21 protein-coding genes are annotated in these 25,867 nt (G+C 67.6%); 12 read left to right on the top strand and 9 right to left on the bottom strand.

The window, feature by feature from the left end; translation table 11 throughout:
• Nucleotides 1–19: 19 nt before the first annotated feature.
• The 6 genes from G6N34_RS23975 to G6N34_RS23950 all read right to left on the bottom strand — a co-directional run bounded on the left by G6N34_RS23975 (nt 20) and on the right by G6N34_RS23950 (nt 6,813).
• On the bottom strand, nt 20–1,129 hold the full coding sequence (locus G6N34_RS23975) for a DUF7064 domain-containing protein (RefSeq protein ID WP_085152010.1): 1,110 nt from the start codon (nt 1,127–1,129) through the stop codon (nt 20–22).
• A gap of 92 nt (nt 1,130–1,221) precedes the next feature.
• Complete coding sequence (locus G6N34_RS23970; protein ID WP_085152009.1) at nt 1,222–2,427, bottom strand: thiolase family protein; 1,206 nt, start codon at nt 2,425–2,427, stop codon at nt 1,222–1,224.
• A complete protein-coding gene (locus tag G6N34_RS23965) occupies nt 2,424–2,864 on the bottom strand; it encodes a Zn-ribbon domain-containing OB-fold protein (protein WP_085152008.1) in 441 nt (146 codons plus the stop codon). Before G6N34_RS23965 ends, G6N34_RS23970 begins: the two co-directional genes overlap by 4 nt.
• A 31-nt stretch (nt 2,865–2,895) precedes the next feature.
• Nucleotides 2,896–4,461, bottom strand: a complete 1,566-nt coding sequence (locus tag G6N34_RS23960) for an AMP-binding protein (protein ID WP_085152007.1) — start codon at nt 4,459–4,461, stop codon at nt 2,896–2,898.
• 83 nt (nt 4,462–4,544) lie between these two features.
• Nucleotides 4,545–5,975 carry a FadR/GntR family transcriptional regulator gene (locus G6N34_RS23955; RefSeq protein WP_085152006.1) on the bottom strand — a complete coding sequence of 477 codons (1,431 nt, stop codon included), beginning with the start codon at nt 5,973–5,975 and terminating at the stop codon, nt 4,545–4,547.
• 4 nt (nt 5,976–5,979) lie between these two features.
• Entirely contained in the window at nt 5,980–6,813 is an 834-nt protein-coding gene (locus G6N34_RS23950) for an enoyl-CoA hydratase/isomerase family protein (RefSeq protein WP_085152005.1), read from the bottom strand.
• A gap of 146 nt (nt 6,814–6,959) precedes the next feature.
• Between G6N34_RS23950 and G6N34_RS23945 the strand changes: the two genes are divergently transcribed.
• The 5 genes from G6N34_RS23945 to G6N34_RS23925 all read left to right on the top strand — a co-directional run bounded on the left by G6N34_RS23945 (nt 6,960) and on the right by G6N34_RS23925 (nt 13,929).
• Nucleotides 6,960–8,186, top strand: a complete 1,227-nt coding sequence (locus G6N34_RS23945) for a cytochrome P450 family protein (protein ID WP_085152004.1) — start codon at nt 6,960–6,962, stop codon at nt 8,184–8,186.
• 70 nt (nt 8,187–8,256) lie between these two features.
• Nucleotides 8,257–9,528: an FAS1-like dehydratase domain-containing protein gene (locus G6N34_RS23940; protein ID WP_085152209.1), complete on the top strand. Its 1,272-nt coding sequence runs from the start codon at nt 8,257–8,259 to the stop codon at nt 9,526–9,528.
• Nucleotides 9,525–10,364: an enoyl-CoA hydratase/isomerase family protein gene (locus tag G6N34_RS23935; protein ID WP_085152003.1), complete on the top strand. Its 840-nt coding sequence runs from the start codon at nt 9,525–9,527 to the stop codon at nt 10,362–10,364. The genes G6N34_RS23940 and G6N34_RS23935 overlap by 4 nt, the downstream gene beginning before the upstream one ends.
• Entirely contained in the window at nt 10,361–11,800 is a 1,440-nt protein-coding gene (locus G6N34_RS23930; protein ID WP_085152208.1) for a phosphotransferase family protein, read from the top strand. Before G6N34_RS23935 ends, G6N34_RS23930 begins: the two co-directional genes overlap by 4 nt.
• Nucleotides 11,764–13,929, top strand: a complete 2,166-nt coding sequence (locus tag G6N34_RS23925) for an acyl-CoA dehydrogenase family protein (RefSeq protein ID WP_085152002.1) — start codon at nt 11,764–11,766, stop codon at nt 13,927–13,929. Before G6N34_RS23930 ends, G6N34_RS23925 begins: the two co-directional genes overlap by 37 nt.
• Before the next feature lie 13 nt (nt 13,930–13,942).
• Here G6N34_RS23925 and G6N34_RS23920 read toward each other — a convergent pair whose 3' ends face one another.
• On the bottom strand, nt 13,943–14,383 hold the full coding sequence (locus G6N34_RS23920) for a Zn-ribbon domain-containing OB-fold protein (protein WP_234812891.1): 441 nt from the start codon (nt 14,381–14,383) through the stop codon (nt 13,943–13,945).
• A gap of 44 nt (nt 14,384–14,427) precedes the next feature.
• Here G6N34_RS23920 and G6N34_RS23915 point away from each other — a divergent pair, with 44 nt between their 5' ends.
• The 7 genes from G6N34_RS23915 to G6N34_RS23885 are packed head-to-tail and all read left to right on the top strand — an operon-like array spanning nt 14,428 to nt 22,280.
• Nucleotides 14,428–15,594 (top strand): thiolase family protein, encoded by a 1,167-nt coding sequence (locus G6N34_RS23915; protein ID WP_085152000.1) that lies wholly within the window; start codon nt 14,428–14,430, stop codon nt 15,592–15,594.
• Nucleotides 15,588–17,144: a class I adenylate-forming enzyme family protein gene (locus G6N34_RS23910; protein ID WP_085151999.1), complete on the top strand. Its 1,557-nt coding sequence runs from the start codon at nt 15,588–15,590 to the stop codon at nt 17,142–17,144. The genes G6N34_RS23915 and G6N34_RS23910 overlap by 7 nt, the downstream gene beginning before the upstream one ends.
• A gap of 12 nt (nt 17,145–17,156) precedes the next feature.
• Nucleotides 17,157–18,011, top strand: coding sequence for a mycofactocin-coupled SDR family oxidoreductase (locus G6N34_RS23905; RefSeq protein ID WP_085151998.1), 855 nt, complete (start codon nt 17,157–17,159; stop codon nt 18,009–18,011).
• Between the two features lie 12 nt (nt 18,012–18,023).
• Complete coding sequence (locus G6N34_RS23900; RefSeq protein WP_085152207.1) at nt 18,024–19,028, top strand: LLM class flavin-dependent oxidoreductase; 1,005 nt, start codon at nt 18,024–18,026, stop codon at nt 19,026–19,028.
• Entirely contained in the window at nt 19,025–20,053 is a 1,029-nt protein-coding gene (locus tag G6N34_RS23895; RefSeq protein WP_163645490.1) for a spirocyclase AveC family protein, read from the top strand. The genes G6N34_RS23900 and G6N34_RS23895 overlap by 4 nt, the downstream gene beginning before the upstream one ends.
• Before the next feature lie 43 nt (nt 20,054–20,096).
• On the top strand, nt 20,097–21,647 hold the full coding sequence (gene fadD4 / locus G6N34_RS23890) for a fatty-acid--CoA ligase FadD4 (RefSeq protein WP_085151997.1): 1,551 nt from the start codon (nt 20,097–20,099) through the stop codon (nt 21,645–21,647).
• A 33-nt stretch (nt 21,648–21,680) separates the two neighbouring features.
• Nucleotides 21,681–22,280 carry a TetR/AcrR family transcriptional regulator gene (locus G6N34_RS23885; protein WP_085151996.1) on the top strand — a complete coding sequence of 200 codons (600 nt, stop codon included), beginning with the start codon at nt 21,681–21,683 and terminating at the stop codon, nt 22,278–22,280.
• Here G6N34_RS23885 and G6N34_RS23880 read toward each other — a convergent pair.
• A complete protein-coding gene (locus G6N34_RS23880) occupies nt 22,224–23,237 on the bottom strand; it encodes an NAD-dependent epimerase/dehydratase family protein (RefSeq protein WP_085151995.1) in 1,014 nt (337 codons plus the stop codon). The genes G6N34_RS23885 and G6N34_RS23880 overlap by 57 nt on opposite strands.
• Nucleotides 23,238–23,253: 16 nt before the next feature.
• Nucleotides 23,254–25,821, bottom strand: a complete 2,568-nt coding sequence (locus G6N34_RS23875; protein ID WP_085151994.1) for a DEAD/DEAH box helicase — start codon at nt 25,819–25,821, stop codon at nt 23,254–23,256.
• Nucleotides 25,822–25,867 lie beyond the last annotated feature (46 nt).

The raw sequence follows: 25,867 nt of genomic DNA, 5'->3' as shown, positions 1-25,867 counted from the left end.
TTCTGCGGTGTCTGAGGGCTCAGCGCACCGCTTGTAGCGCCTCGCGCATACGCGTGAAATGTTTGGGATGCCAGATGTCCTGATCCTCGCCCCACCCGATCTGGCCGTCGAAGTCCCACCGCATCAGCGCGGTACTGCCGCTGTCAGCCCGTTCGCAGATGTGGCTGACCGTGTAACCCTCGGCGTCCATGGTCCGGCCACTGAGATCGACGAGTCGCACCTGCATATGGGAACTCAAGCCCGTCAACGGATCTCGGTAGTTCTTCATGACGCTGGTGGCTTTGTCCAGACGTTCGAAGCGTCCGTCGCGCAGAAGCCAGCCGTGGTTCAGCGGTGACCAGCCGTCGGCGTCGCCATCGGCGACCCGGACGAACGCCAGGAAGCCGGTGTCGGGCCCGGCGTGCCCGAAGATGTACTGGATTCGGCCACGGCCGCGTTCCCGCTCGATCTCCCGCCACGGCGGACCACCCGGATGCAGCACGCGCGACTGCGGCGGATCGGCCGGCGCGACGGGTTTGGTCGACGGCGGCCTGGGTTCCCCGCGTGGAGCCCAGGACCGGTCGCGGATGGAATAGCAGTCGATGGGAATCAGTTCACCGTCCAGACGAAGCTCGCCGGTGACGTGGCCGAGCTGGTCGAGATGAGTGTGATCCATGAAGGGCGGTTCGCCGGGTGTGTAACGGCGGGGGTCGTGCACCCCTGCGAAGTGCAGACTGATCGCGAAATCCGAAGCCGGATCAGCGAACTCGATCTGGTAGTCCCGAAGCGGTTTCAGCATCCTGACGCTGAACCCGCCGCCGGGAATGGTGATGTCGCGCAGGTCGGGCGCCGGGTCGGTCACCGGCACCTTCTCCTCCATACGGAAATACCGCAGTTGCTCGCGGTGCGGACCCCGTGGATCCCACACGTACACGCGCCAGATCACGAAACCCTGGTTGGTGTAGAACGTCGCGTGCAGCCAACCGCCCAGCTTGCGTTCGGGCACATTGAACGACCACCACGTGGTCTCGGCCCAGTACGGATTGCCGTCGGGAGACGCGTGGAAGTTGTCGTCCGCCGCCACGAACGGGGTGTCGGCGGTGACCGGCGGAGTCGACTCCGCCGCGTCCGGGGTGGCTGCACGCACCATGGCGCAATCCTAACTAAAGGATACTAATTTAGGGAATAGTCGATGAAACTGCATACCAGCGACTCAGCCCACGGCGGAGGCGCGGGCAACCGTCACGCGGCCCGCTCCAGAATATGGATGCCGCACGTGGAACCGAGTCCGATCACGTGCGCCAAACCGACTCGCGCGCCTTCGATCTGGCGTTCTTTGGCCTCGTCGCGGAGGTGCTGGCAGACCTCCCAGACATTGGCGATCCCGGTCGCGGCGATCGGATGCCCCTTGGACTGCAGCCCACCCGAGACGTTGACCGGGAGGCGACCGTCCCGCCAGGGTGCGCCGCTCTCGAAGAAGTCCACCGCACCACCGGGTTCGCACAGGCCCAGGTTGTCGTAGTGCACCAGTTCGGCGGTCGCGAAGCAGTCGTGCAACTCGACCAGATCCAGGTCCTCGGGGCCGACACCGGCCTGCTCATAGGCCTGCACGGCCGCGTTGCGCGTGACGGTGTTGACGTTGGGGAGGATCTGGCACGCCTCCTCCCACGGGTCGGTGGTCAGCACCGACGCGCTGATCTTGACCGCGCGACGGCGCTGCTCGGCGGACAGGGTCTGCAGTCGCTCATCGCTCACCAGCACCGCGGCGGCGGCGCCGTCGCAGTTGGCCGAGCACATCGGTCTGGTGTTCGGGTAGGCGATCATCACGTCATTGCGGATCTGTTCGGCCGACATCGCCTTGGTGTGCGCCGCCAGGGGGTTCAACGTCGAGTGGAAGTGGTTCTTCTCGCTGATCCGGGCGAACAGGTCCAGCGGCGTGCCCTCGTAGGCGTGACGATGCAGGTACTGCATCCCGATCTGCGCGAAGACCCCTGGCATCAGGTCCGTTCCGACATGTCCCTCGAGGCTGGTGACGGCGTCCAGTCGGCCGGTGGGCTGCCACGTCTTGGCCCCGGAGCGGGACTTCCCGCCGGCTCCGAGCATTCCGGCTCCGGCGAGCTTCTCGGCGCCCACGGCGAGTCCGAGATGGGCCTCGCCGGCCTTGATGGCCAGAATCGCGGTGCGCAGCGCCGTGGCGCCGGTGGCGCACGCGTTGGCCACGTTGAAGACCGGGATGCCCGTCTGGCCGAGCTGTTTCTGAACGGCCTGCCCGTAACCGGGCGCGCCGAGCAGGTTGCCCGCGGTGAGGACGTCGATGTCGCCGACCGTCACACGGGCGTCCGACAGCGCCGCGCTCGCGGCGTCGACGCCGAGGCCGACCGCATCGCGGTCGGGGCGCTTGCCGAACTTTGTCATCGCGATGCCCAGGATCCAGATGTCGCCGTTCATCGTGCCTCGCCTCCTTCGGGTCCGACTGCCGGTTCGAAGCCGAAACCGATCGCGGTTCGGCCTTCGTCGTCGGTGTCAATGGGAAAGGTGGTCAGCCGCAACGGCATTCCCAGCCGGACGGCGTCCACGGTCGGCTCGACGTTGACGACGTTGGCCCGCACCGAGATTCCGTCGCAGTCGACCACGCCTGCGACATAGGGGACCGCGACGCCCGGCGCCGCGACCGCGACGACCGTGAAGGTCTGCAGCGTGCCCGTCGTCGACACCGGCGTGGTCGTGAAGGACGTGCCGAAGCACGACGCGCACGCGTCCCGGTGATCGAAGTAGTAGGCGCCGCAGTCCGCGCACACTGTCGCGGTCAGATGGGGAGACTCACCCAGATGCAGATAGCCGACGATCGGGATGGGGTCGGCCGCCGTCGCGGTCGTCTCGGTCATTACCGTGGTCTTCCTTCCTGCGGTGGGGACGTCAGACCTGGCGGCCCGCGTCGGCCCAGTACACGTCGCGGATCTGGCGTTTGACGAGCTTGCCTGCCTCGGTGCGGGGCAGCGCCGAGTCGAAGTCGACTGATCTGGGGCATTTGAAGCCGGCCAGGCGGGCCCGGCAGAAGGCGATGATGTCGTCGGCCAACCCGGTGGCCGGTTCGTGGCCCGGAACCAGTTCGACCACGGCCTTGACCTGTTCACCCCACTCCGGGTCGGGGATGCCGATCACGGCGACGTCGGCGACTGCGGGGTGACTGGACAGCACGCCTTCGACCTCGGCGGGATAGATGTTCACGCCGCCGCTGATGATCATGTCCTTGGCGCGGTCGCAGATGAACAGGAAGCCGTCGTCGTCGAGGTACCCGACGTCGCCGATCGTGAACGCGGTACCGCGGTGCACCGATTCGGTGAGTTCGGCGTCGTTCCGGTACTCGAAACTCTGTCCGTCCGTTCGTTCGATGTAGACGTCCCCGATGTCATGCGCGCCCAGTTCACGCCCCCCGTCGTCGAGGATCTTGACCCGCACGCCGCGAATCGGGCGACCGACGGTGCCGGGCCTCTCCAGCCAACGCTGCGGTTTCGCGATGGTCGCCGGGCCCTCGGTGCCGCCGTAGGTCTCCCAGATCACCGGGCCCCACCAGGCCATCATCTCCTTCTTGACCTGCAGCGGGCACGGTGCCGCGGAGTGGACCACCGAGCGCAGGCTGGACACGTCGTACTTCTCGCGGACGTCGGCGGGCAGTTTGAGCATGCGGACGAACTGCGTGGGGACCATGTACGCGGTGGTCACCCCGTGCTGCTCGATGGCGGACAGGGTCTTCTCGGCGTCGAACCGGCCCTGGATGACCAAGGCCTGCCCGACGTTGAGCGCGCCCAGGTAGAAGCTCTGGCATCCGGCGTGGTGCATGCCCGTCGAGACCAGGTGCGTGCCGTCGAAGGGGCGGAAGTCGAACGCGCGGCCGAAGATCGCCAGAGCGTTGGCGGCTTCGGACGCCTCTCTGCCGTCGAGCGCCCTGACGATGCCCTTGGGTTTGCCGGTGGTTCCCGACGAGTAGCGGATCGCGTCGCCCTGGGTGCGATCGGCCGGCGGGGTGTCCGGGTGGCCGGCGAGAAAGTCCGCCTCGGCGACGAAGCCGCCGCCCGCCTCGTGGTCTCCCACCATGATGCGCAGGGTGATGTCGTCAGGCAGGGCCGGGAATCGGTCGAGGTAGTCGGCGTGGCTCACCAGGACCGTGGCGCCGGAATGCTCGAGGATCGACGCGAACTCCTCGGCCGACAGCGCCGTGTTGAGCGTCAGGTAGCGCAACCCGATCTGGTTGGTGGCCAACTGCCAGATGACCGCGTCGACGTCGTTGGGCAGCGCGTAGGCCACCACACCGCCGGTCTGCAGGTCATGGGCGCGCAGGGCGTGGGACACCCGGTGCGCGGCGGACGTCAACTCGCCGAAGGTCAGGGTGCGACCGCTGGGGGACTCGGCGATCGCCGGCGCGTCCGGATGGTCCTCCGCTATCCACCACACGCCGAGGCGCTGATCCCACGGATGCTGCATCCACCCTCCCAAGATTCAATTGGATAGAACAGTATCCTTAATCCAGAAATCTGGAAAGTCTCGGCAGGCCGCATTCCTCACCTTCAGGAGGGGCTGGCGGTCGCGGCCATGTGCGCGCGCATCCGCATGATCGCCAGTTCGGCGTCGCCCGCCACCAGGGCATCGGTGATGTCCTGGTGGGCGGGTTCGATGACGGCCGGTGCGGACAGGGCGCTGACCCGTGGATTGGCCGTGGCCAGTTCCGAGTAGAACTGCCAGCCCAACCGCATCGTCACGCGATGGACGAGTTCGAGCGCGCGGTTGCCCGTCAACCTGGCCAGCATCGAGTGGAAGTCCTCGGCTTGGGCGAACGCCATCTCCAGGCCCTGCTGAGCCTCGGTGCGCAGGGAGCGCTGCAGCGCGTCGATGTCGTCGGCCCGCAATTCGGACAACCTCGCGGCGGCGCGTTCAACCACCGCCAACTCCAGACCCGTGCGCAGATCGGCGATGTGGCGCAACTCCACGCCGCGTCGCCGAAGGTAGATCGTGATGACGTCCGCCAACGCCGAACTGTCCGGTTCGGCCACGAAGAGCCCACCGCCGGGACCTCGCCGAGTCAGCGCGATCTGGTGGTACTCAAGGATGCGGATGGCCTCGCGCACCACCGCGCGGCTGGCCTGATGCCGCTCCATGAGCGTGGTCTCGGATCCGATGAAGGCCCCCGGCTGGGCGCCCGTGGAGACGATCTGGGCGAACAGTTGACGTGCCAGCGCCTCACCGCGCTTGTCGCCGACGGACCCGGCGAGTGCGACCGCCGGATCGAGGCGTTGCACGGTGTCGGGTTGGGCCCGGATGAACTCGCCTTCAGCGCGCAGGTGCCGACGCATGCGCTCGCGCGCCAGGCCGGGGTTGTTGGACAGCACCGCCTTGGCGATGGCGTCGTGGGCTCGGTGGACTTCGCGGGCGACCTCGGGCGGTACGGCCGCCTCGTCGGCGAAGTAGAAGTTGCTCACCCGGCTGAAGGTCTCGACGAAGAGTTCGAGGACCGGGTTGAGGGTCAGGGCCGCGACCTGCGAGTGCAGCAGGCGGTGGTCGGCGGGCCCGCCGGAGGCCTCGCGCTCCAGGGTTGCCCGGAGCAGGGGGATGTCGGACTCGCCTGCGCGCTGCGAGGCGATCTCGGCGGCAAGTTCCTCCAGCAGGATCCGCGTGTCGAAGATCTCGTCGAGCGTGGCGTCGACGCGCAGCAGGTAGATGATCGCCGGGCCGATCACGGCCTCGATGTCGGGTTCGTCGATCACCAGGCCGCCGCCGGTGCCGCGCCGCATCCGCGCCACGCGCTGATGCTCGACGAGTCGGACCGCCTCGCGCAGGACCGCACGGCTCACGCCATAGCGTTCGAGCAGTTCGGCCTCCGAGCCCAGGACGTGGCCGACTGGCCAGCCCAACTCGATCACGTCGGAGACGATCTGTTCGGCGGCCCGCCCGGCCAGCTTGGCCTTCCGCGAATCGATCCGCGGTGCGATCAGTTCGCTCACGAGATCATCGAAGCGTCGGCGGCCCGTTGCGGCGCGGGGCGGCGCGCCGTTCGGCCAGCGGTGGATTGCCGATGTGGGTGTAGGCCATGCCGTTCTGGAGAGCGGTCGACCGGGTCATGTCTAAAGATTCCCATATCGCGCGGATCGTGCCCTGGATGGCCTGCGGGCTTCGCGCTGCGATGGACGCCGCGATGTCGTGCGCGCGCGCCCACAGCTGTTCGCGCGGCACCACTTCGGACACCAGGCCGATGCGAAGGGCGGTGTCCGCGGTGATCCGCTCCTCGGTGCCCATCAGGGCCCAGCGCAGCACCTCACCGAGTGGGACGCCGCGATGCAGCATCCCGATGGGCTCGAGCGCCGAGACGATCGAGGCGTTGGCGTGCGGGTCGAAGAACGCCGCATCGTCGGCGCAGATCACGATGTCGGACTCGTTGATGAGGTACTGGGCGCCGCCTGCGGCCAGTCCGTTGACCGCGGTGACCACGGGCTTCCAACAGCGGTGGGTGATCTTGGGGGAGACGACGGTGCCCGGATCGAACGTGTTCCACACGTTGGATCTGAAGAACCAACTGCCGTCCCCCTTGACGTCGACGCCCGTGCAGAACGCGCGATCTCCCGCGGCCCGCAACACCGCCACATGGATGTCGTCGGTGTCGCGCACGGTCTGCCACGCCCACGACAGTTCATGAGCCATCTCGCCGGAAATGGCGTTCAGTGCGTCCGGACGGTTCAGAGTGATCGTGGCGACGTTCTCCGACACCTCGAACTCGATGGCCCGAAGCGTGCCGGACTCAAGCCGGCCTGCGTCCAGATCTTCCTGGGGGGTAGCGGGAATCATGGAAATCAGTGTACTAATAAACCGGAGTGAACGACGGGGATTGCGGAGTGCGGCAATGAGGTGTCCGGACGGGCCGGTTCGGTCCCCGAGGCGCCCCGCCGACCGATGGGACTTCACGCGAGAGCGGCGTGTCGATGGGAGTAGCGATGTCCAGAGTGGTTGGCACACTGGAGAAGACCGATCTTGATAGTCGCGAGATGCTCGACCACCCGCATGCGCGCTACGCCCATCTGCGGGAGAACCACCCCGTGTCCTGGGCGACGGCGACTGGCCTCCTGCAGGGCAAGGGTGGCTACATGCTCACCCGTTACGACGACGTCCAATTCGTCTTCAGCGACGAGCGGTTCTCGACCGACGTCATGAAGAACTCGCCGGCGGGCAAGTTCATCTGGCTGCTGCCGCCGAGCCTGCGGATGCTGGCCCAGACCATGGTGTTCAAGGACGACCCCGACCACAAGCGGTTACGCACGCTGGTGCACAAGGCGTTCACGCCGAAGCTGGTCTCGACCATGGCGGCCGACGTCAGCAAGATCGCCGAGGAACTCGCCGATCAGGTTGCCGCGATGCGCGATGTCGACCTGGTGCACGAGTACGCCGTCCGGCTTCCGATGGCCGTGATCGCCACCATGCTCGGCGTCGCCGACGAGGACCGGGACAAGTTTCAGTTCCTGGTCGAGAAGTTGGGGAACCAGCAGGGCAACATGCTGCGCGGGTTCCCGACCGCGCGCAAGCTTGCCAAGCTCTTTGAAGAGCTCATCGACGACCGACGCCTGAATCCGGACGAGGGCCTGATCTCCGAACTGGTCCTTGCCAACGAGGGCGGTGACCGGCTGAGCCACAAAGAACTCGTCTCCATGGTCTTCCTGCTGCTGCTGGCGGGTCATGACACCACGGCCAACCTGATCGGCAGCAGCGTGCTGGCCCTCATCGAGAATCCGGACCAGCAGCAGTTGTTGCGCGCGCAGCCAGAACTGCTGGAGTCGACCGCCATCGAGGAACTGCTCCGCTTCACCTCGCCGGTGGCCGACGGCGCAGCGCGGTTCGCGTTGGAGGACATGGAGATCCACGGAGTGCCGATCCCGCGGGGCTCGCAGGTGCTGGGCGCGATCACCTCGGCCAACCGCGACGAATCGGTGTTCGAGAAACCCGAAGAACTGGATCTGACCCGGAAGCCGAACCGACACTTGGCGTTTGCATTCGGAATCCACTACTGCCTGGGACACCAACTGGCCCGGCTGGAGGGGCGTACGGCCCTGGCGACGCTGGTTGAGCGTTTCCCGAACTGGGAACTCGCGGCCCGGCCCGACGACCTCCGCTACAAGCCCACGGTGTCACTTCGCGGGCTCACGAAGCTACCAGTCCGGATGTACTGATACGACCCCGTGCTGAGGCACTGAGAACGACCCCGTGCGGAAGCACCGAGACGACTGGGAAGAGGAGACGATGACACAGACAGACCAGGCCCAGGACTTCGACCACGCGATCAAGGACGAGGACATCGAGCGCGCCAAGCTGCTCCTGGGTGTCGACGCCCCGACCAGTATCGACGAGTACTACCGCGAACTGAGCGCCGACGGTATCCGCAACTTCGCCCGCGCCTACGGTGACGACAACCCGTTGTTCGCGGATCCCCAGTACGCGGCGGGAACCCGTTGGGGCGGTCCGATTGCGCCACCGATGATCCACATCGCGATGTCGCGCAAGATGCTGGGCGATCCCATCCCGGACGACATCCGCAAGGCCACCAGGGGCCTGTTCTCGGGCGTGCATATGTTCGTCTCGGGTCAGGACACCGAATGGTTCGCCCCGGTGTACCCGGGTGACACCCTCTACGGTTTCGGCGGCCTGGAATCCATCGAGGAGAAGGCCAGCGAGTACGCCGGCCGCTCCATCATCCGGATCATCCGCTCGGTGCGGGTGAACCAGCGGGCCGAGGTTGTGGCGGTGACGCGGATGATCCTGATCGCGACCGAACGCAAGAAGTCGCGCGAACGCGGCAAGTACATGGATCTCAAGGCCGCGACCTACACCGACGCCGAGATCGCCGAGATCGACGAGATCTACGCGGCCGAGGGACCTCGCGGCGCCGAACCGCGCTACTACGAGGACGTGAACGTCGGCGATGTGCTGCCGAAGATGGCCAAGGGTCCGTTCACCCTCACCGACATGATCTGCTTCCACACCGGCGGATACGGATTGGCGCCCTACGGCATCGGTCCCGCCCGCGTCGGCTACAAGAACCGCCAGCGCGCGCCGAAGTTCTACATCAAGAACGCCGCGGGCATTCCCGACGTGGCGCAGCGCCTGCACTGGGAGAACGAGTGGTCGCAGTCCATCGGCAACCCGATGGCCTACGACTACGGCGTCATGCGGGAATGCTGGCTGACCCACTACCTCACGGACTGGATGGGTGACGACGGCTGGCTGGTGCGTCAGCACGACGAGATGCGCAAGTTCAACTTCATCGGTGACGTCCAGATCATCACCGGCGAAGTCGTCGGCAAGCGCGTCGAAAATGGCAACGGCGTCGTTGACGTCGAGTTCCGGGCCACCAGTCAGCGCGGGGAGATCACCGCGCCCGCCACCGCCACGGTGGCGCTGCCCAGTCGCGAACTCGGGCCCGTGGTGCTGCCGCGGCCCAGTGAGGAACTCCAACGCAAGGCGGCTGCGATGACGGCCCGTCACAACGAATTGGCCCACGGAACGCTGCGGTGACCCAGGCCGACACTCACCGTATCGAGACGGGCACCGACACCGTCCTGGCACAGGTCGTCGACGGTGTCGGAGTCGTCACGCTCAACCGGCCCCACCGGCGCAACGCGCTGCACACCGAGATCTACGAGGCCGTGCCTCGCCTGCTCGAGCGGTTCGGCGCCGACGACGGCATCGGTGCGGTGGTCATCACGGGAGCGGGCGGCGCGTTCTGCGCCGGCGGTGATGTGCGCGACGGCGGATCGGCACGGCAGGTGTCCAGCGGTGACCCCGAGGCTGAGGTGGCGGCGCGCAGCGACCTGCTCACCGAGAACGCGCGAATGGTCCAGCTGCTGCACGAGATTCCCAAGGTGACGATCGCGGCGCTGCCCGGCGCGGCCGTGGGCGCCGGGATGAGCATCGCGCTGGCCGCCGATCTTCGCATCGCGGCCCGTTCGGCGAAACTGATCCCGGGGTGGAGCAAGCTCGCGTTCTCGGGAGACTTCGGCGGCGCGTGGTTTCTGACCAGGCTTCTGGGACCGTCCAAAGCGCTGGAACTGTTGGTGGCCGACGCCCCGATCGACTCCGTCGAGGGGGAGCGGCTGGGTCTGTTCAATCGGGTGGTCTCCGATGATGAACTGCCCGATGCCGCGCTGCGCTGGGCAGCCGAGATCGCTGCGGGGCCCACCTTCGCCTTCGCCGGGGTCAAGGCGAACATCGCTGATGCCCAACAACTTCCCTTGGACGTCGCACTGCGGCGGGAGAGTGAGCGAATGGTGCGCAGCGCGCTGACCGAGGAGCACCGCCAAGCCGTCAAGCGGTGGCTGGCCGCCGCATCCAAATCGGGGGCGCCCAGATGAGCAGGGGAAAACCCGAGGTCCCCGAGGACCTGCTCCGGTGGATCGGCGAGATCAGCGGTGCCGAGCACATCGAGGTCAAGCAGGTGTCCGGCGGCGCGAGCCGCCAGGCCTGGTTCGTGGATGCGGGTACCGGTGCCGACCGGCAGGAGCTGTTCCTGCGGTACGACCCGCGAGATCCGGAGCCCGGCAGCGCTTTCCACCCCCTGCAGGTCGAGGCCGACATCATGGCCGAGTTGCACCGGAACGGTGTCACGGTGCCGCATGTGATCGCTGCGCATCCCGTCGCGCAGGCTGTTCTGATGGAACGGGTCGGCGGCGAGACCTGGTTCCGCCTGATCCAGGACGAGGGTGAGCAGGTGCGTACCGCCCAGGACTTCATCGCCAAACTCGCTGCGCTGCATCGGATCGACGCCTCCGAACTGCGCATCGACAGCCTTGGTCCGGCCGGACACGTCGAGACCCATGTGCGCGCCGAGATCGACGCCATGCGCAGGCGCGTCGACCGATACGGCAAACCCGCACCGCTGCTGCGTTTCTGCATCGACTGGCTGGAACGCAACATTCCCGCCTACGACGGCCCGACCGTCTTGGTGCAGGGCGACACCGGCCCAGGCAACTTCATGTACGCAGATGGCGCCGTGACGGCCATCGTCGACTGGGAATTGGCGCACTTCGGCGACCCGATGGACGACATCGCCTGGTTGTCGCTGCGCACTGTGCAGGACACCTTCACCGACTTCCCGGCGAGGCTGGCCGAATACGAGCAGCTGTCCGGTCACCGGATCGACGAGGAAAGGGTCTGGTACTACCGGTTGTTCGCCGAGACCAGGCTGGCCTCGGTCAGCCCGGGCAGCATCGACATCCGCGCCTCAGCGCCGTCGGGATCACCCGATGCGGGCAACAGCCTGATCTATGGAATGTTGCATCGGCGCCTCCTGGTGGAGTCGTTGGCGCACGTCGTCGGAATCCCGGAAGTGCGGGTGGAATTCCCCGACGAGGAACACGTTTCCGAGAACGCGCCGGTGTACGAGGCCGCGGCGTCGGCCATGGCAGGTGCCGCCGCGAGATCTTCCGATGCGCTGGCCACGCGCTACGTCAAGGGTGCCGCGCGGCTCATCAAGTATCTGGCTGAAGTGGATCGGATCGGTGCCGTCGTCGACGCGGCCGAGACCGCCGAACTGGCGGCCTATCTGGGCACGGTCCCGTCGTCGGTGTCGGAGGGGCGCGCGGCGCTGGCGGAGTTGGCCAGCCGCGGCGGTGTGGACGAACGCGACTACGTCGCACAGTTGTGGCGCGGCATCAAACGCGACGACTACCTGACCCGCACCGCCTCGGGTGCACTCGGCCGGCGGACGTGGCCGCCGCTGACCCATCAGAGCAAGTTGGGAGAGCAGGACAGTTGGGCATCGCCATCACTGAAGACCACCGTGAAATAGCCGCTGTCGCAGAATCTTTCCTTCAGGCCCGCGGCGCACGTGGGGCCGCGCGCGCACTGCTGGACGCCGCGGATGAGGCGCGGCCCGGCCACTGGGCGGAACTGCCCCAACTTGGCTGGCTGGGCCTGCACGTGCCGGAGGGGTACGGCGGTGCCGGTTTCGGGCTTCCCGAACTCGTCGTCGTGGTCGAGGAGTTCGGCCGTGCGGTGGCCCCCGGCCCATTCGTGCCGACCGTGATCGCGTCGGCGGTCATCGCGGCCGCGGGCAGTGACGAGCAGCGGGCCCGCTGGCTGCCCGGCCTGGTGGACGGCACCGTCACCGCGGGAGTCGGGATCGATGCCCAGTTGACCGCTGAGGGTGACCGATTCTCGGGTGAGGCCGTGGTGCTCGGAGCCGGACTCGCCGATCTGGTGCTGCTGATCGCGGGTGACGACGTCGTGATCCTTGACGCCACGGCCGATGGCGTGACAGTGGACGTGCCTGCCAGCCTTGATCCCACCAGGCGGTCGGGGCGGATGCGTCTGTCCGACGTCGAACTTGGCGGCGCCGACATCCTGCCCGGTGAAGCGCAGCTTGCGGTCGCGCTGGCCCGGACCATCGCCGCGGCCGAGGCCGTCGGCGGAGCGCACGACTGCCTGCACGCGGCGGTCGAGTACGCCAAGGTGCGTGAACAGTTCGGCCGGACCATCGGCACCTTCCAGGCGATCAAGCACCACCTGGCCAACATGCTGGTGGCGGCCGAGGCGGCGACCGCGACGGTCTGGGACGCCGCGCGCGCGGCGACAGCGGGGGAGGATGAGTTCGAGCTCATGGCGGCCGTCGCGGCGACGCTGGCGTTCCCGGCCTATGTGCACAACGCCGAACTGAACATCCAGGTGCACGGTGGTATTGGGTTCACCTGGGAGCACGACGCGCACCTGCACCTGCGGCGCGCGCTGACCCTGCGGGGGATCTTCGGCGGCCGAACGGCCCCGGCGGACGTGTATCGGCTGACGGGCAAGGGTGTGGTGCGGACCAACGCGATCGACCTGCCGCCCGAGGCGGAGCAGTTGCGCACCGAGATCCGCACGGAGTTCGCCACGTGGGCCGGCCTCGATGACGCGCAGTTGCGCGAGAAGCTGATCGAGACCGGCTATCTGATGCCGCACTGGCCCACGCCGTGGGGCCGCGCCGCCGACGCCGTCGAGCAGTTGGTCATTGAACAGGAGATGGCGGCAGCGGGAGTCAAACGTCCCGAACTCGGCATCACCAGTTGGACAGTGCTGACCCTGATCCAGCACGGCAGCCCGGAGCAGATCGAGCGTCTGGTGTCCCCGGCGTTGCGCGGCGAGCAGGTGTGGTGCCAGCTGTTCTCCGAACCGGGGGCAGGCTCGGATGCCGCGGCTGTCAGCACGAAAGGAGTTCGGGCCGAAGGCGGTTGGGTAGTCACCGGCCAGAAGGTCTGGACCAGCGGCGCACAGTACTGCCAACTGGGGCTGGCCACGGTGCGCACCGATCCGGCGGCGTCCAAGCACGCCGGCATCACCACGATGATCATCGACATGTCGGCGCCCGGGGTCGAGGTGCGGCCACTGCGGCAGATCACCGGTGTCTCGGAGTTCAACGAGGTGTTCCTCACCGAGGTTTTCGTGCCCGACCACGACGTCGTCGGGGAGCCGAACGACGGGTGGCGGGTCGCCCGCGCGACGCTGGGAAACGAACGCGTCAGCCTCGGTGGGAGCGGAGTGCCGGCGGGACGCGGGGGCGCGGCCTCGATCGTGGACGTGACGCAGCGTTTCGGCGACCGCGTGGCCGGCGCGGGGGAGCGCGCCGGGAAGTTCCTGGCCGACGATCACGCGCTGCGGCTGCTCAACCTGCGCCGGGTGGCGCGCAGTGTGGCCGGTGGCGAACCCGGCTCCGAGGGCAACGTGACCAAACTGCTGACCGCCGAGCACTTTGTGGCGCGGACCGGACTTGCGGCCGAGATGTACGGAGCCGACGTCGCGCTGATCGCACCGCCGGCGAAGGTCGCTGGCCTGTTCGTGCTGGGGTCGCGTGGCATGACGATCGCCGGCGGGACGTCGGAGGTCACCCGCAATCAGATCGCGGAGCGCATCCTCGGTCTCCCTCGCGACCCGCTCATCAGGTGATGGGCCCGTGCGGTCAGTCCACCGGGGCGAACACCGGCACGAACACCTCGCCGTGCTGTTCGAAACGGACCGAGACGCGCAGGCCCGAGGTCACCGCGTCGGGCTCACAGTCGACGATGTTGGCGACCACCCGCAGGTCCGCCTGCTCATCGAGCTCGATGAGCGCGACCACGAATGGTGTTGGCACATCGGGGCGGAACTGCTGATGCGCCACGGTGTAGGTGAACACGGTCCCGGATCCGGACACCGCCTCGAACGTGATCGGGCCCGAGCAGTCCGGGCACACACGCGGCGGCGGATGGATGAAGCGGCGACAGGCCCCGCAGTGCGCGATGCGCAACTGCCCCGACGCTCCCGACGTCCAGTACGGCCGCGTCGTCTCGTCCGTTTCGGGCAGGATCCGCGGTGCCGGGGCCACAGCGGCCGATTCGGCTGATACGGGCGATCTGGTCACGAATGAAGAGTACACTGAATTAACTTTATCCACGGAGGGTTCGGATGGTGGGTTCGGGCGGACGCCCCCCGGTGATTTCGGGCACCGGCATTTCCCAGATCAAACGCCGCAGCGGTATCCCGGCAGTGGAACTGACCGCGGAGGCGGCGCAGGCAGCGATCGCGGACGCCGGCCTGACACCGGCCGACATCGACGCCATCTGCACGCTCGGAGACACTCCGGCCGCCGAAGCCGCTGTCCGACTGGGCATCCCGGAGCCCGCCGAACTCGGCAAACCGTTCGGGCCCAGCGGCCTGCTCACCCCCTTGGTCCAGGCGTGCGAGGCGGTGACGGACGGGCGGGCCCGACATGTTCTCGTCTACCGGACCGTGCAGATGATGGGTGGAACGGCCGACGCCGGTCCGCCGAAGCAGCGCGGAGCCAAGGGCATGTCGGAGATGCCGGCCATGGGTGCCGACGTCGGACACCTCCTCGCCGCGCACGCGTACTCGGCGGCCAACTGGCTGGCCATGCACTGCCGCAGGCATATGGACCTCTACGGCACCACCAAGGAGCAACTCGGCTGGATCGCGCTCAACGCGCGCCGTAATGCGGGCCGCAATCCGCTTGCGGTGTACCGGGATCCGATCACTATGGACGACTACCTGGCCGCGCGGCAGATCTCGTCACCGCTCGGGCTGCTGGACTGCGATGTGCCCGTGGACGGTTCGATCGCGGTCGTGGTGTCCACCCCCGAGCATTCGGCCAACGCCCCCAACGGTGCGGTCACGGTCGAGGCGACCGGCGGCGCGCCAGGCACGGGTGGCTGGTTCAACCGGCCCGACTATCCCAAGATGGCAGCGACCGACGCGGCGGCCGACATGTGGTCGAAGACCGCCCTGACCCCGGCCGACGTCGACATCGCCGAACTCTACGACGGCTTCAGCTTCCTCACCCTGGCCTGGCTCGAGGCCTTGGGCTTCTGCGCCGACGGTGAGGGCGGTTCGTTCGTCGACGGTGGCGGGCGGATCGCGCTCGACGGAGAACTGCCGCTGAACACTTACGGCGGTCAGTTGTCCGCTGGTCGCATGCACGGCTACTGGGTTCTGCATGAGGCCTGCCAACAGCTTCGGGGACTGGCGGGGCCGACCGCGGTGCCTCGTCGTCCCGAAGTCGCGGTGATCTCCGCCGGGGGCGGCCCGATCGCGGGATGTGCGCTGCTGACATGCTGACCGCCACCGTGGCCGACGAGATCTGCGCGACGGCAAGAAGTCACCCGGGATCGCGGGTCGAGGTCCACAGCGACATCCGGCCCCACTCCTCGGATCTGGCGGAACTGTTCGAGGAGAGCCGCCGGGTTGCGGCGGGCCTGACCGCGCACGGCATCGGTCCGGGCGATGTGGTCGCGGTCCAACTGCCGAACTGGCGGGAGTGCTTCACGGCCCACGCGGCCCTCTGGCTGGCCGGTGCCGTCGTGCTGCCGATCGTGCCGATCTACGGTCCCGCCGAGGTGGCGTTCATCGTCCGGCAGTCCGGTGCGCGCGCGCTGATCACCGCACGGCAGATCCGCAACAGAGACGCCGCCGACGTGTTCGCGGCCGCCGATGCCGCCACCGATCTCGCTGTGCGCGTCGTGGTGGGTGATCCACTGCCCGGCGCGGTGTCCTACTCCGACCTCGCCGAGACGTCGGCGGCCGGGTTCACGCCCGTCACCGGCGTCGACCCCCACAGCCGGTGCCTCCTGGTGTACACCTCTGGAACCACCGCGGAACCCAAGGGCGTCCAGCACACCCACGCGAGCCTGCTCGGTGAGCTGGCCTCGATGGATGAGATGCGCGGGGCCGTCACGGAGTCCACCACGCTGTCGGTCTTCCCGGCCGGGCACATCGCAGGCACGCTGGGAATCCTGCGGATGTTCTGCCGGCCGGGCACCACGCTGGCGCTGGACGCGTGGAATGCCGAGAGGGCGGCACGGCTCATCGACCGGCACGGTGTCACGACGTCCGGCGGTGCGCCCATCCACCTCGGCGGCATCCTGGACATCGCCGAGCGTGATGGGCTGGACCTGACCAGCCTTCGGGAGTACACCACGGGCGCCGCGGGGGTGGCGGGTGCTCTCATCCGTCGCGCCGCCGGACTCGGAGTGGGGGCCTACCGCTGCTACGGATCCTCCGAGCATCCGACGATCAGTTCGGGCCGGCCCGAGGACCCACTGGACAAGCGGGCCGACACCGACGGCAGGATCACCCCGGGCACCGAGGTGCGGATCGTCGACGACAACGGCCGTGACGTCGAATCCGGTTGCGCAGGCGAGATATTGACCCGCGGGCCGGAGCTCTTCACCGGGTACACCGATGTCCGGCACACCGCGGTGAGCATGCTCGACGGTTGGTTCCGCACCGGCGATGTCGGCCGACTCGACGCCGACGGGTTCCTCACCATCACCGATCGCAAGAAGGACATCATCGTCCGTGGTGGGGAGAACATCTCCTCCAAGGAGATCGAGGACGTGCTCAGCGCGCATCCCGCCGTCGCCGAGGCGGCCGCGGTCGGTGCGCCCGACGACACCTACGGCGAACGTGTGTGTGCGTTCGTCGTCGTCAACACGGGCAGGAATTTCGCGGTTGCCGACGCGGCCAGACACTTCGCTGAGTGCGGACTGGCTCGGCAGAAGACTCCCGAGCGCATCGTGCTCGTCCCGGAACTTCCGCGGACGGCCAGCGGAAAGGTGCAGAAGCACCTGCTGAGAGCGCAACTGGATCACACCAATGGATCGAACTGAAAGGTGCAGCAGATGGGTCGTGTCGAAGGAAAAGTGGTGCTCGTCACCGGTGCGGCGCGGGGTCAGGGACGTCGTCACGCGGTCAAGTTGGCCGAGGAGGGCGCAGACCTGATCCTGCTGGACATCTGCGCCGACATCGAGCACAACTCGTACCCGCTGGCCTCCAAGGATGATCTCGAAGAGGCCTGCCGTGAGGTGGAGAAGTCCGGGCACCGGGTGATCTCGGCCGAGGTTGACGTCCGCAACCGCGAGTCTTTGCAGGCCGCGTTGGCACCCGCGGTCGCCGAGTTGGGCAAGCTCGATGTGGTGGTGGCCAACGCGGGCATCTGTCCGCTGGGTCAGGGGCAGCCGATCGGCGCCTTCGCCAACGCTTTTGACGTCGACTTCCTCGGCGTGGTGAACACCGTGCACGTGGCACTGGAGTACCTGACCGCGGGCGCGTCGGTCATCACCGTGGGTTCGGTGGCCGGTCTGCTGGCCGAGAAGGCCGGTGCGGGCGGCGGCATGGGACCCAACGGCGCCGGCGGTGCGGGCTACAACCTGGCCAAGCAGTTCGTCGACCGGTACACGATGGCGCTGGCCGCACAACTTGCGCCGCTGTCCATCCGCGCCAACGTCGTTCATCCCACCAACGTCAATACCCCGATGCTGCACAACGAGCAGATGTACAAGATGTTCCGTCCTGACCTGCCCAACCCCACCGTCGACGACGCGCTGCTGACATTCCCGATGCTGCAGGGCATGCCGATTCCGTACGTTGAGCCCGAGGACGTCTCAAACGCCATCTGCTACCTGGCGTCTGACGAATCCCGGTACGTCACCGGGGTTCAGCTGAAGGTTGACGGCGGTGCGAGCGTGAAGTTCTGACGGTCGACCGTGATGCGATGGGGGATGCCGTGGCCGGGTGCTGAACTCGCCAGCGCCGCCGAGGAGGCGTGCGCGTCGGCGTTCTGCTCCGGCGAGTTCGCCGACACCAGCGCGTACGTGACGGCCACCGAGATGGCGCGGTCCACCACGACCGCCCTCTCGGGGCCGGGCATCGCGTACGCGTTCGCCCGATCCCCGTTCGTGCATGCGTCCTCGATGCGGCATCTGCACAAGATCGCGCCGGGCCGGGTGTTTCTGGGATTGGGCGCGGGCACGGCACGGATGAACCGGGACTGGTTCGGGGTGGACTCCAGCCACCCGGCCCGCCGGATGGCTGAGCTCGTCACGTGCATCCGGGCCTTCCTGGAGGCCGAGAACTACGAGAAGATCAGCTTCGACGGTGAGTTCTATTCGCTCAACGCTCATATTCGGGCGCCGGTGCTGGGCCGCATCGACGTGCCGATCCTGTTGGGCGCGTTCAACAAGCACATGATCCGCACCGCGGGCCGGGTGGCCGACGGCGTACTCGGCCATCCGCTGTTCACCGACCGGTGGTGGACCGAGGTGGTCGATCCGCAGTTGCGCGAGGGTGCGGACGGAGTCGGACGTGATTCCGCCGGTCTGCGGCGCTGGGGCTGGATCACCACCGCGATCGACGACGACGACCCGCAGCGCGCGGTGGAGGATGCCAAGCGCCAGATCGCGTTCGAGCTCACCGTCCGGACCTACGACTTCCTCGTGGAGTTGCATGGGTGGCAGGACGAGGTCGCCGCCATCCGAGCCGATTTCGCAGCCGGTGACTTGAAAAACCTCGGCAGACACGTCTCCGAGGAGATGTTGTGGGCCATCGCCGTGTGCGGCGGGCTCGATCAGGCCAAGGAGATGCTCGCCGCCCGGAACCGGTTGCCCGACATCGGATTCTGTTCGGCTCCGGGCTTCCTTGTCAGCCCGCGGCGTCGCAACCACTACGGAACTCAGGTCGTCAGACTTTTCACCGAGGCAGGAGTGCAGGAATGACCGCAGATCCGAAGACCGGGACCGAACCGGAGAACTTCGATCGGCTGTGGACCGGTGCCAAGGACTCACCCCCGATCGTCTGGCTGGCCAGGCTCGGCGCGGTGTTCGTCGTCTTCCAGATGTACGTCTACCTGCGCTGGATCTTCTCCGACAAGTTCACGCCTGCGCCCAACGGGCCCGACGAGATCCCAGGATCCACCATGGCGTGGATCCGGTTCTGGGAGATCGGCTGCCTGGTGCTCGGCGTGGGACTCTTCTGGTTCATCATCCGAAAGATGCGCAGGGAGAGGGAGTTCCCCACTCTCGGCGTCTTCGTCCTGGCCTGGCTGCTGGCAGCCTGGCAGGACGTCGGCGTCAACGCGGTCCGACCGGTGTTCGGTTACAACGGCGGCTTCTTCAACATGGGCACGTGGGGCGAGTTCATCCCCGGCTGGGTCGAGAAGGGTGCGGAGAACCCGCAGCCGATCATCTACTTCCTGGCCAGCTACATCGTGCTGACACCGCTGGCCATCATGGGCATCGACAAGCTGATCGAAACGGTGCGCAAGCGGTTCCCGCGGATCAACAGGGCGGGCGTGATCGTGTTCATGATCGCGTTGTTCACGTTCCTGTGCATCACGCTGGAGCAGTTTTTCCACCGGATCGGTGCCTGGCACTATCTGCGGGTGAATGCCGACTGGGCGGTCTTCAGTGGCACCATGCACCAATTCCCGCTCTACGAGGGCGTTTTCTTCGGAGGTGTGGTGACTGTGCTGTCCATCGGCATCTACTGCTTCCGTGACAACAACGGCCTGATGATCACCGACAAGGGCATCGAACGCCTCGGCAACACCCGCTGGGTGCCGGTGGTGCGCATCCTGGCGCTCACCGCGGTGTTCAACCTGATCATGATGGTGTTCATGCTGGGCTTCAATTTCATCAACCAGCACGCCGACACCCAGCCTCCGGCTGACGACATCCCGAGCTACGTGCACCACAACATGTGCGGCATCGGCCACAACCCGCCGTGCCCGCTGCCGGCGTGACCTCCGCAGAACCCAGCGCTCGCGGGGAAGGGAATGAGCTGACATGCAGATAAGGCAATGGATTGACTCCGAGCGACCGGCCGTCATCCTGCATCCCTCCGGAACGCGGCTCAGCTTCGCCGAACTCGAAGCCAGGGCCAACCGGCTTGCGCATCATTTCCGCGCCGCGGGCCTGCGGGAGGGCGACACGGTCGCCGTGCTCATGGAGAACAACGAGCACATGCACGCCGTGATGTGGGCGGCTCGACGATGCGGGCTGTACTACGCCACCATCAGCACGCACCTGAACGCCGCGGAGGCGGCCTACATCGTCGACAACAGCGAGGCCGCCGCGATCATCGGATCGCGTGCCACCGCAGACGTGTGCGCGACGCTGGAACAGCATCTGCCGGACGCGCTTCCGGAGCTGCGGTTGCTCGCCGACGACGACCTGGACGGCTGGCAGCGTTACCCGGACTGCGTCGCGCACCATCCCACGACCCCGGTGCCCGACGAGCGGGAGGGCGACCTCCTCCAGTACTCCTCGGGAACTACCGGGCGGCCCAAGGGGATTCGTCGCGAACTGCCGCACGTGACGCCCGAACAGGCCGGGGTCATGCTGACGCCGCTGCTGGGCGCAGCCGGCATCGACGGCACGTCGGTGTACCTGAGTCCAGCCCCGCTGTACCACACCGCGCCGTCGTTCTGGTCGATGTCGGTGCAGGCGCTGGGCGGCACCACGGTGGTGCTGGAACACTTCGACGCCGAGGGCGCGCTTGAGGCCATCGAGCGCCACGGGGTGACGCACGGCCAATTCGTGCCGACCATGTTCGTCCGAATGCTCAAGCTGCCCAGCGCAGTCCGTGACCGCTATGACGTGTCGAGCCTGCGGCGTGTGGTGCACGCGGCGGCACCGTGCCCGGTGGAGGTCAAGCGCGCGATGATCGACTGGTGGGGTCCGATCATCGATGAGTTCTACGGGTCGTCCGAGGGGGTGGGCGTGTCCTTCATCCGCGCCGAGGAGTGGCTGCAGCACCCGGGTTCGGTCGGCCGGCCCCTGGGTGGTGCGGCGCACATCGTCGGAGAGGACGGCGAAGAGCTTCCCCCGGGCGAACCCGGCGAGATCTACTTCGAAGGCGGTCTGCCGTTCAGCTATCTCAAGGACCAGGAGAAGACCGCCGCGGCGCGCAACGACCGCGGGTGGGCATCGGTCGGTGACATCGGCCACCTCGACGCCGACGGCTACCTGTACTTGACCGACCGTCGGCACCACATGATCATCTCGGGCGGGGTGAACATCTACCCGCAGGAGGTCGAGGATCTGCTGATCGGGCACCCCCGTGTGCTCGACGCCGCGGTCTTCGGCATCCCGGACGCCGCCATGGGTCAGTCGGTCAAGGCCGTGGTCCAGACGCTGGACCCGGCGGACGCCACCGATGAGTTCGCGGAGGAACTCATCGAATGGCTGCGCGGACGGGTGGCCCACTACAAATGCCCGCGCTCGATCTCCTTCGAGGCCCAGCTGCCCCGGACCGAGACGGGCAAGATGATCAAGCGCGACCTCGTGGCCCGATACAGCGCGGACGAAAGCCACTCTGTGACAACGCCCGCATAACGCGCGCCGCCGCCGTGCGGTTCAATGGGTCTCATGAGCGACGGCAGCCCGGAACGATCCGCTGGAAGGCCGCGCGACAGTTCGATCGACGATCGGGTGCTGGAGGTGACCCGACAGCTGCTTCTCGAGGTGGGCTGGGATGAGCTGAGCATGCGCCTGGTCGCGGCGCGGGCCGGAGTGGGGCGGTCCAGCGTGGACCGGCGCTGGGCGTCGAAGGCCGAGTTGGTGCTGCATGCGATCCTCGGCGAGACCCCCGACCTGACACCCTTTTCGGGAACTGATCTGAACGGCTGGATCGGCTGGCTGGCTGCGGGCAGTCACCAACTGTTCTCGCAGCCCGATGTGCGGGTCGCGGTCCCGGGGCTGCTGCTCGCCCTGCAGGAGAACCCAGCCCTGCGGAACACCCTGTGGGGGAGCTTCAGTGGCCCGGCCGTGGCGCTGTACACCGAACACGTCCCGGCCGCCACGTCGACTCAGCGCAGCGACGCCGAACTCGACGCGCGGGCGCTGCTGGTGCTGGCCGCGGGGGCTTCGTTGTTCCTGACGACCGTCGCCGTCGACGACAACACCGAGGAACTACGCGCGCGGATCGCCGAGTTGCTGACCGCTGCCAGCGGACAGTCCGCGCACTGACTCCGCGATGGCTCCGCGCGGATCGCGCCATGTGAGCGACAGGTCCTCACGCGTGCTGCGGTCATCGGTGGGGGTGGCCGAGGTGAGCAGCATGGCCGCCTCGTAGCTGAGCCCGTCGCCCAGGGGCAGGAACCGCCCGGCGACGTCACCGACCCGGCCGAGCCCACGCAACACACTGGGATGCAGGGGGATTCGGCGAACTGGTCGGCCCAGGCCGTCCGCCACGGCGTCGATCATCTGATCGAAGGTCAGCAGCACGCCCCCGCAGACATAGCGATGCGGTCCACGGCCCTTCGTCATGATGCGCGTGTGCACGTCCGCCACATCGCGCACGTCGATCATCTGCATCCCACCCCGCACACTCGGTGCGACGGCGTAGCGCATGATGGGGGCCCACCCGCGTTCGGTCACCCCGGCCGCGGTGTGGAACGCCGGACCCACGACGCTGGACGGGTAGGTCACCACCACGGGCGCGCCGTCGGCCTGCAGACGCCTGGCCACGCGGTCGGCGTAACCCTTGGTCTTGGCGTAGGCACTGCGCCCCGAGGCCGTCGGCGAATCCGCCGAGATCACGCCGTCCGGTGGCGGGTACAACGCGCTGTAACTGCTCACCGACACCACCGGATCGAGTCCTGCGTCGACCGCGCGGGACAGGATCTTCTCGGTCGCGTAGGCGTTGATCTCCCACATCGCCGTTGCCTGGCGCTCACTGGTCCCGACGATGCCCGCGGCGTGGAACAGGGCGTCCGCGCCGGAGAGGAGCTCGGTGATCGCTGAATCGGCCCTGATGTCGCCGGAGACCACCGTCACCGGACCGAGCAGTCGAAACTGGTCGAGCACGGCACCGCCGGTGTCCCCGGGGGCGAGCAGCAGCCTGACCTCGTGCCCTTCGTTGAGCATGGCCTTCACCGAATGGGCGCCCAGGTAACCCGTGCCTCCCGTGACCGCAATACGCACTGGTGGGTCCCTCCCCTCAGATTTCGAAGCCAATGGTATCGAAACGGCCCGCGTGGGTGACGCGCAGCACTGCCGCGCCCTGCTCGTCGGACTCGCGCAGGTCGACCTCGACCGTGAAGCCCCAGTCGTGGTGACCCGCCGGATCGTCCAGAATCTGCCGCACCCGCCACCGGTCGCGCTGTCGGTCGAAGACCAGCAGGGCCGGACCCCGCGCGTCCGCGCCGGTGCCGACCTCGTCGTGCTCGGCGAAGTAGTCGTCCCCGACCTCGCTCCAGCGTTCCGCGGTCCACCCGTCGTTGCCGTCGAGGACGCCGAGGTCCTCCCAGCGCTCCCTGGCGAACAACTCGACGCGACGGAACAGCGCATTGCGGACCATTGCGGTGAACGCGCGTTCGTTGGCGGTCAGCGGACGGGGTGGCGTCGTCGGCGCGGAAACGGCGTGCGGTTCCTCGCCACTGGTGAGCTGTTCCCACTCGTCGAGCAGGCTCGAGTCGACCTGACGCACCAATTCGCCCAGCCACTCCACGATGTCGGTGACCTGTTCGGTGCGCGTCGCGGCGGGGACACCCGAGCGCAGGGCCTTGAACGCATCGGACAGGTAGCGCAGCACGGCGCCCTCGGATCGGGTCAGGCCGTAGGCGCTGATCAGTTCGCGGAATGACCAGGCCTGCTCCCACATCTCGCGGACGACGGACTTCGGCGACAGATGACCGTCGGCGGCCCACGGGTTGGTTTGGAGGTACACCGCGAAGGCGTGGTGCAGAAGTTCGTCGAGCGGGCGGGGATAGGTGATGTCGTCGAGCAGTTCGATGCGCTCGTCGTACTCGATGCCGTCGGCCTTCATCTCCGCGATCGCCTCGCCCCGGGCCTTCTTCAACTGTGCGGCCAGGATCTGCCGCGGGTCTTCGAGGGTGGCCTCGATGACCGACACGACGTCGCAGGCGTAAGTCTCCGACTCCGGGTCGAGCATGTCGAGAGCGGCCAGCGCGAACGTCGAGAGGGGTTGGTTGAGCGCGAAATCCGTTGGCAGATCGACGGTCAACCGATACCGGCGCCCGTCGGGTTCGGGTGTGGCGAGGTGTTCGACGACTCCGGCCTGCAACAGCGAACGCGCGATCCCGACGGCCTCGCGGATGTGCTTCAGTTGCCGGCGCCGTGGTTCGTGATTATCGGTCAACAGGCGTCGCATAGCCTCGAACGGGTCGCCTGGTCGGTCGACGACGTCGAGCAGCATCGCGGTGGACACCCGCATGTTGCTGGTCAACTGCTCCGGCGTCGCCTCCACCAATCGGGTCATGGTGGACTCGCCCCACGGCACCATTCCCTCGGGCGCCTTGCGGCGCACCAACTTCCGTCGCTTCTTGGGGTCGTCGGCGACCTTGGCGAACTGTTTGAGGTTGGCCACCTCGTGGTCGGGCGCCTGCACGACGACATTGCCGACGGTGTCGTATCCCGCCCGTCCGGCCCGTCCCGCGATCTGATGGAACTCGCGGGCGTTGAGCAGGCGCGTGCGGGTGCCGTCGTACTTGGACAGAGCGGAGAAGACTACGGTGCGGATCGGCACGTTGATGCCGACGCCCAGAGTGTCGGTGCCGCAGATGACCTTGAGAAGTCCGGCCTGCGCGAGCTGCTCCACGAGCCGGCGGTACTTGGGCAGCATGCCGGCGTGATGGACCCCGATGCCGTGCCGGACCAGCCGCGACAGCGTCGACCCGAACGCCGTGGAGAAGCGGAAGGCGCCGATGTGTTCGGCGATCGCGGCCTTCTCCTCCTTGGTGCAGACGTTCACGCTCATCAAGGCCTGGGCCCGCTCCAGCGCGGAGGCCTGCGTGAAGTGCACGACGTAGATCGGCGCCTGATGGGTCTGGAGCAGTTCGCCGATGGTCTCGTGCATGGCGGTGGTCGCGTACGAGTAGAACAGCGGCACTGGGCGTTCGGCGGTGGCGACCAGCGCGGTCGGTCGGCCGGTCCGCCGCGTCAGGTCCTCGCGCAGGAACTCGACATCGCCCAGGGTGGCCGACATCAGCAGGAACTGGGCGTCGGGAAGTTCCAGCAGCGGAACCTGCCAGGCCCAGCCCCGATCGGGATCGCCGTAGTAGTGGAACTCGTCCATGACGACCATGGCGTCGAGGCCGCCACCCCGGACTCCGCCCTCTCGCAGCGCGACGTTCGCCAGAATCTCGGCGGTGCAGGCGATGATCGGGGCATCCGCGTTGACCGATGCGTCGCCGGTCAGCATGCCGACATTCGCAGCGCCGAAGACATCGCAGAGTGCGAAGAACTTCTCGCTGACCAGCGCCTTGATTGGTGCGGTGTAGTAGCTGCGCCGCCGTCCCGCCAGCGCTGCGTACAGCGCGCCGGTGGCGACGAGGGACTTACCGGATCCAGTCGGCGTGGCCAGGACGACGTTGGCCCCGCTGACCAGTTCGATCAGCGCCTCCTCCTGATGGGGGTAGAGCGTCGTGCCCGCCGCCTCGGCCCACGCGGCGAACGACGTGTACAGCGCGTCGGCGTCGGCCCCCAGTGCGTGCAGCGGCGACAGGTTCGACGGGTCGTCGAGGAGGGCGGCGGGGGAGGAGTTCATCGTGGGAACAGCCTGCCTGATGCCGAACCCCGGGGGAAACCGCGCT

The organism is Mycolicibacterium confluentis, assembly GCF_010729895.1.
GTDB lineage: Bacteria > Actinomycetota > Actinomycetes > Mycobacteriales > Mycobacteriaceae > Mycobacterium > Mycobacterium confluentis.
The sequence above is the reverse complement of the archived record's forward strand: the minus strand, read 5'-3'. Positions and strand labels throughout refer to the sequence as shown.

Coding starts and splice junctions, on each gene's coding strand:
- G6N34_RS23975 (WP_085152010.1), bottom strand. CDS start 1,129: ATGGTGCGTGCAGCCACCCCGGACGCGGCGGAGTCGACTCCGCCGGTC.
- G6N34_RS23970 (WP_085152009.1), bottom strand. CDS start 2,427: ATGAACGGCGACATCTGGATCCTGGGCATCGCGATGACAAAGTTCGGC.
- G6N34_RS23965 (WP_085152008.1), bottom strand. CDS start 2,864: ATGACCGAGACGACCGCGACGGCGGCCGACCCCATCCCGATCGTCGGC.
- G6N34_RS23960 (WP_085152007.1), bottom strand. CDS start 4,461: ATGCAGCATCCGTGGGATCAGCGCCTCGGCGTGTGGTGGATAGCGGAG.
- G6N34_RS23950 (WP_085152005.1), bottom strand. CDS start 6,813: ATGATTCCCGCTACCCCCCAGGAAGATCTGGACGCAGGCCGGCTTGAG.
- G6N34_RS23945 (WP_085152004.1), top strand. CDS start 6,960: ATGTCCAGAGTGGTTGGCACACTGGAGAAGACCGATCTTGATAGTCGC.
- G6N34_RS23940 (WP_085152209.1), top strand. CDS start 8,257: ATGACACAGACAGACCAGGCCCAGGACTTCGACCACGCGATCAAGGAC.
- G6N34_RS23930 (WP_085152208.1), top strand. CDS start 10,361: ATGAGCAGGGGAAAACCCGAGGTCCCCGAGGACCTGCTCCGGTGGATC.
- G6N34_RS23915 (WP_085152000.1), top strand. CDS start 14,428: ATGGTGGGTTCGGGCGGACGCCCCCCGGTGATTTCGGGCACCGGCATT.
- G6N34_RS23910 (WP_085151999.1), top strand. CDS start 15,588: ATGCTGACCGCCACCGTGGCCGACGAGATCTGCGCGACGGCAAGAAGT.
- G6N34_RS23905 (WP_085151998.1), top strand. CDS start 17,157: ATGGGTCGTGTCGAAGGAAAAGTGGTGCTCGTCACCGGTGCGGCGCGG.
- G6N34_RS23900 (WP_085152207.1), top strand. CDS start 18,024: ATGCGATGGGGGATGCCGTGGCCGGGTGCTGAACTCGCCAGCGCCGCC.
- G6N34_RS23895 (WP_163645490.1), top strand. CDS start 19,025: ATGACCGCAGATCCGAAGACCGGGACCGAACCGGAGAACTTCGATCGG.
- fadD4 (WP_085151997.1), top strand. CDS start 20,097: ATGCAGATAAGGCAATGGATTGACTCCGAGCGACCGGCCGTCATCCTG.
- G6N34_RS23885 (WP_085151996.1), top strand. CDS start 21,681: ATGAGCGACGGCAGCCCGGAACGATCCGCTGGAAGGCCGCGCGACAGT.
- G6N34_RS23875 (WP_085151994.1), bottom strand. CDS start 25,821: ATGAACTCCTCCCCCGCCGCCCTCCTCGACGACCCGTCGAACCTGTCG.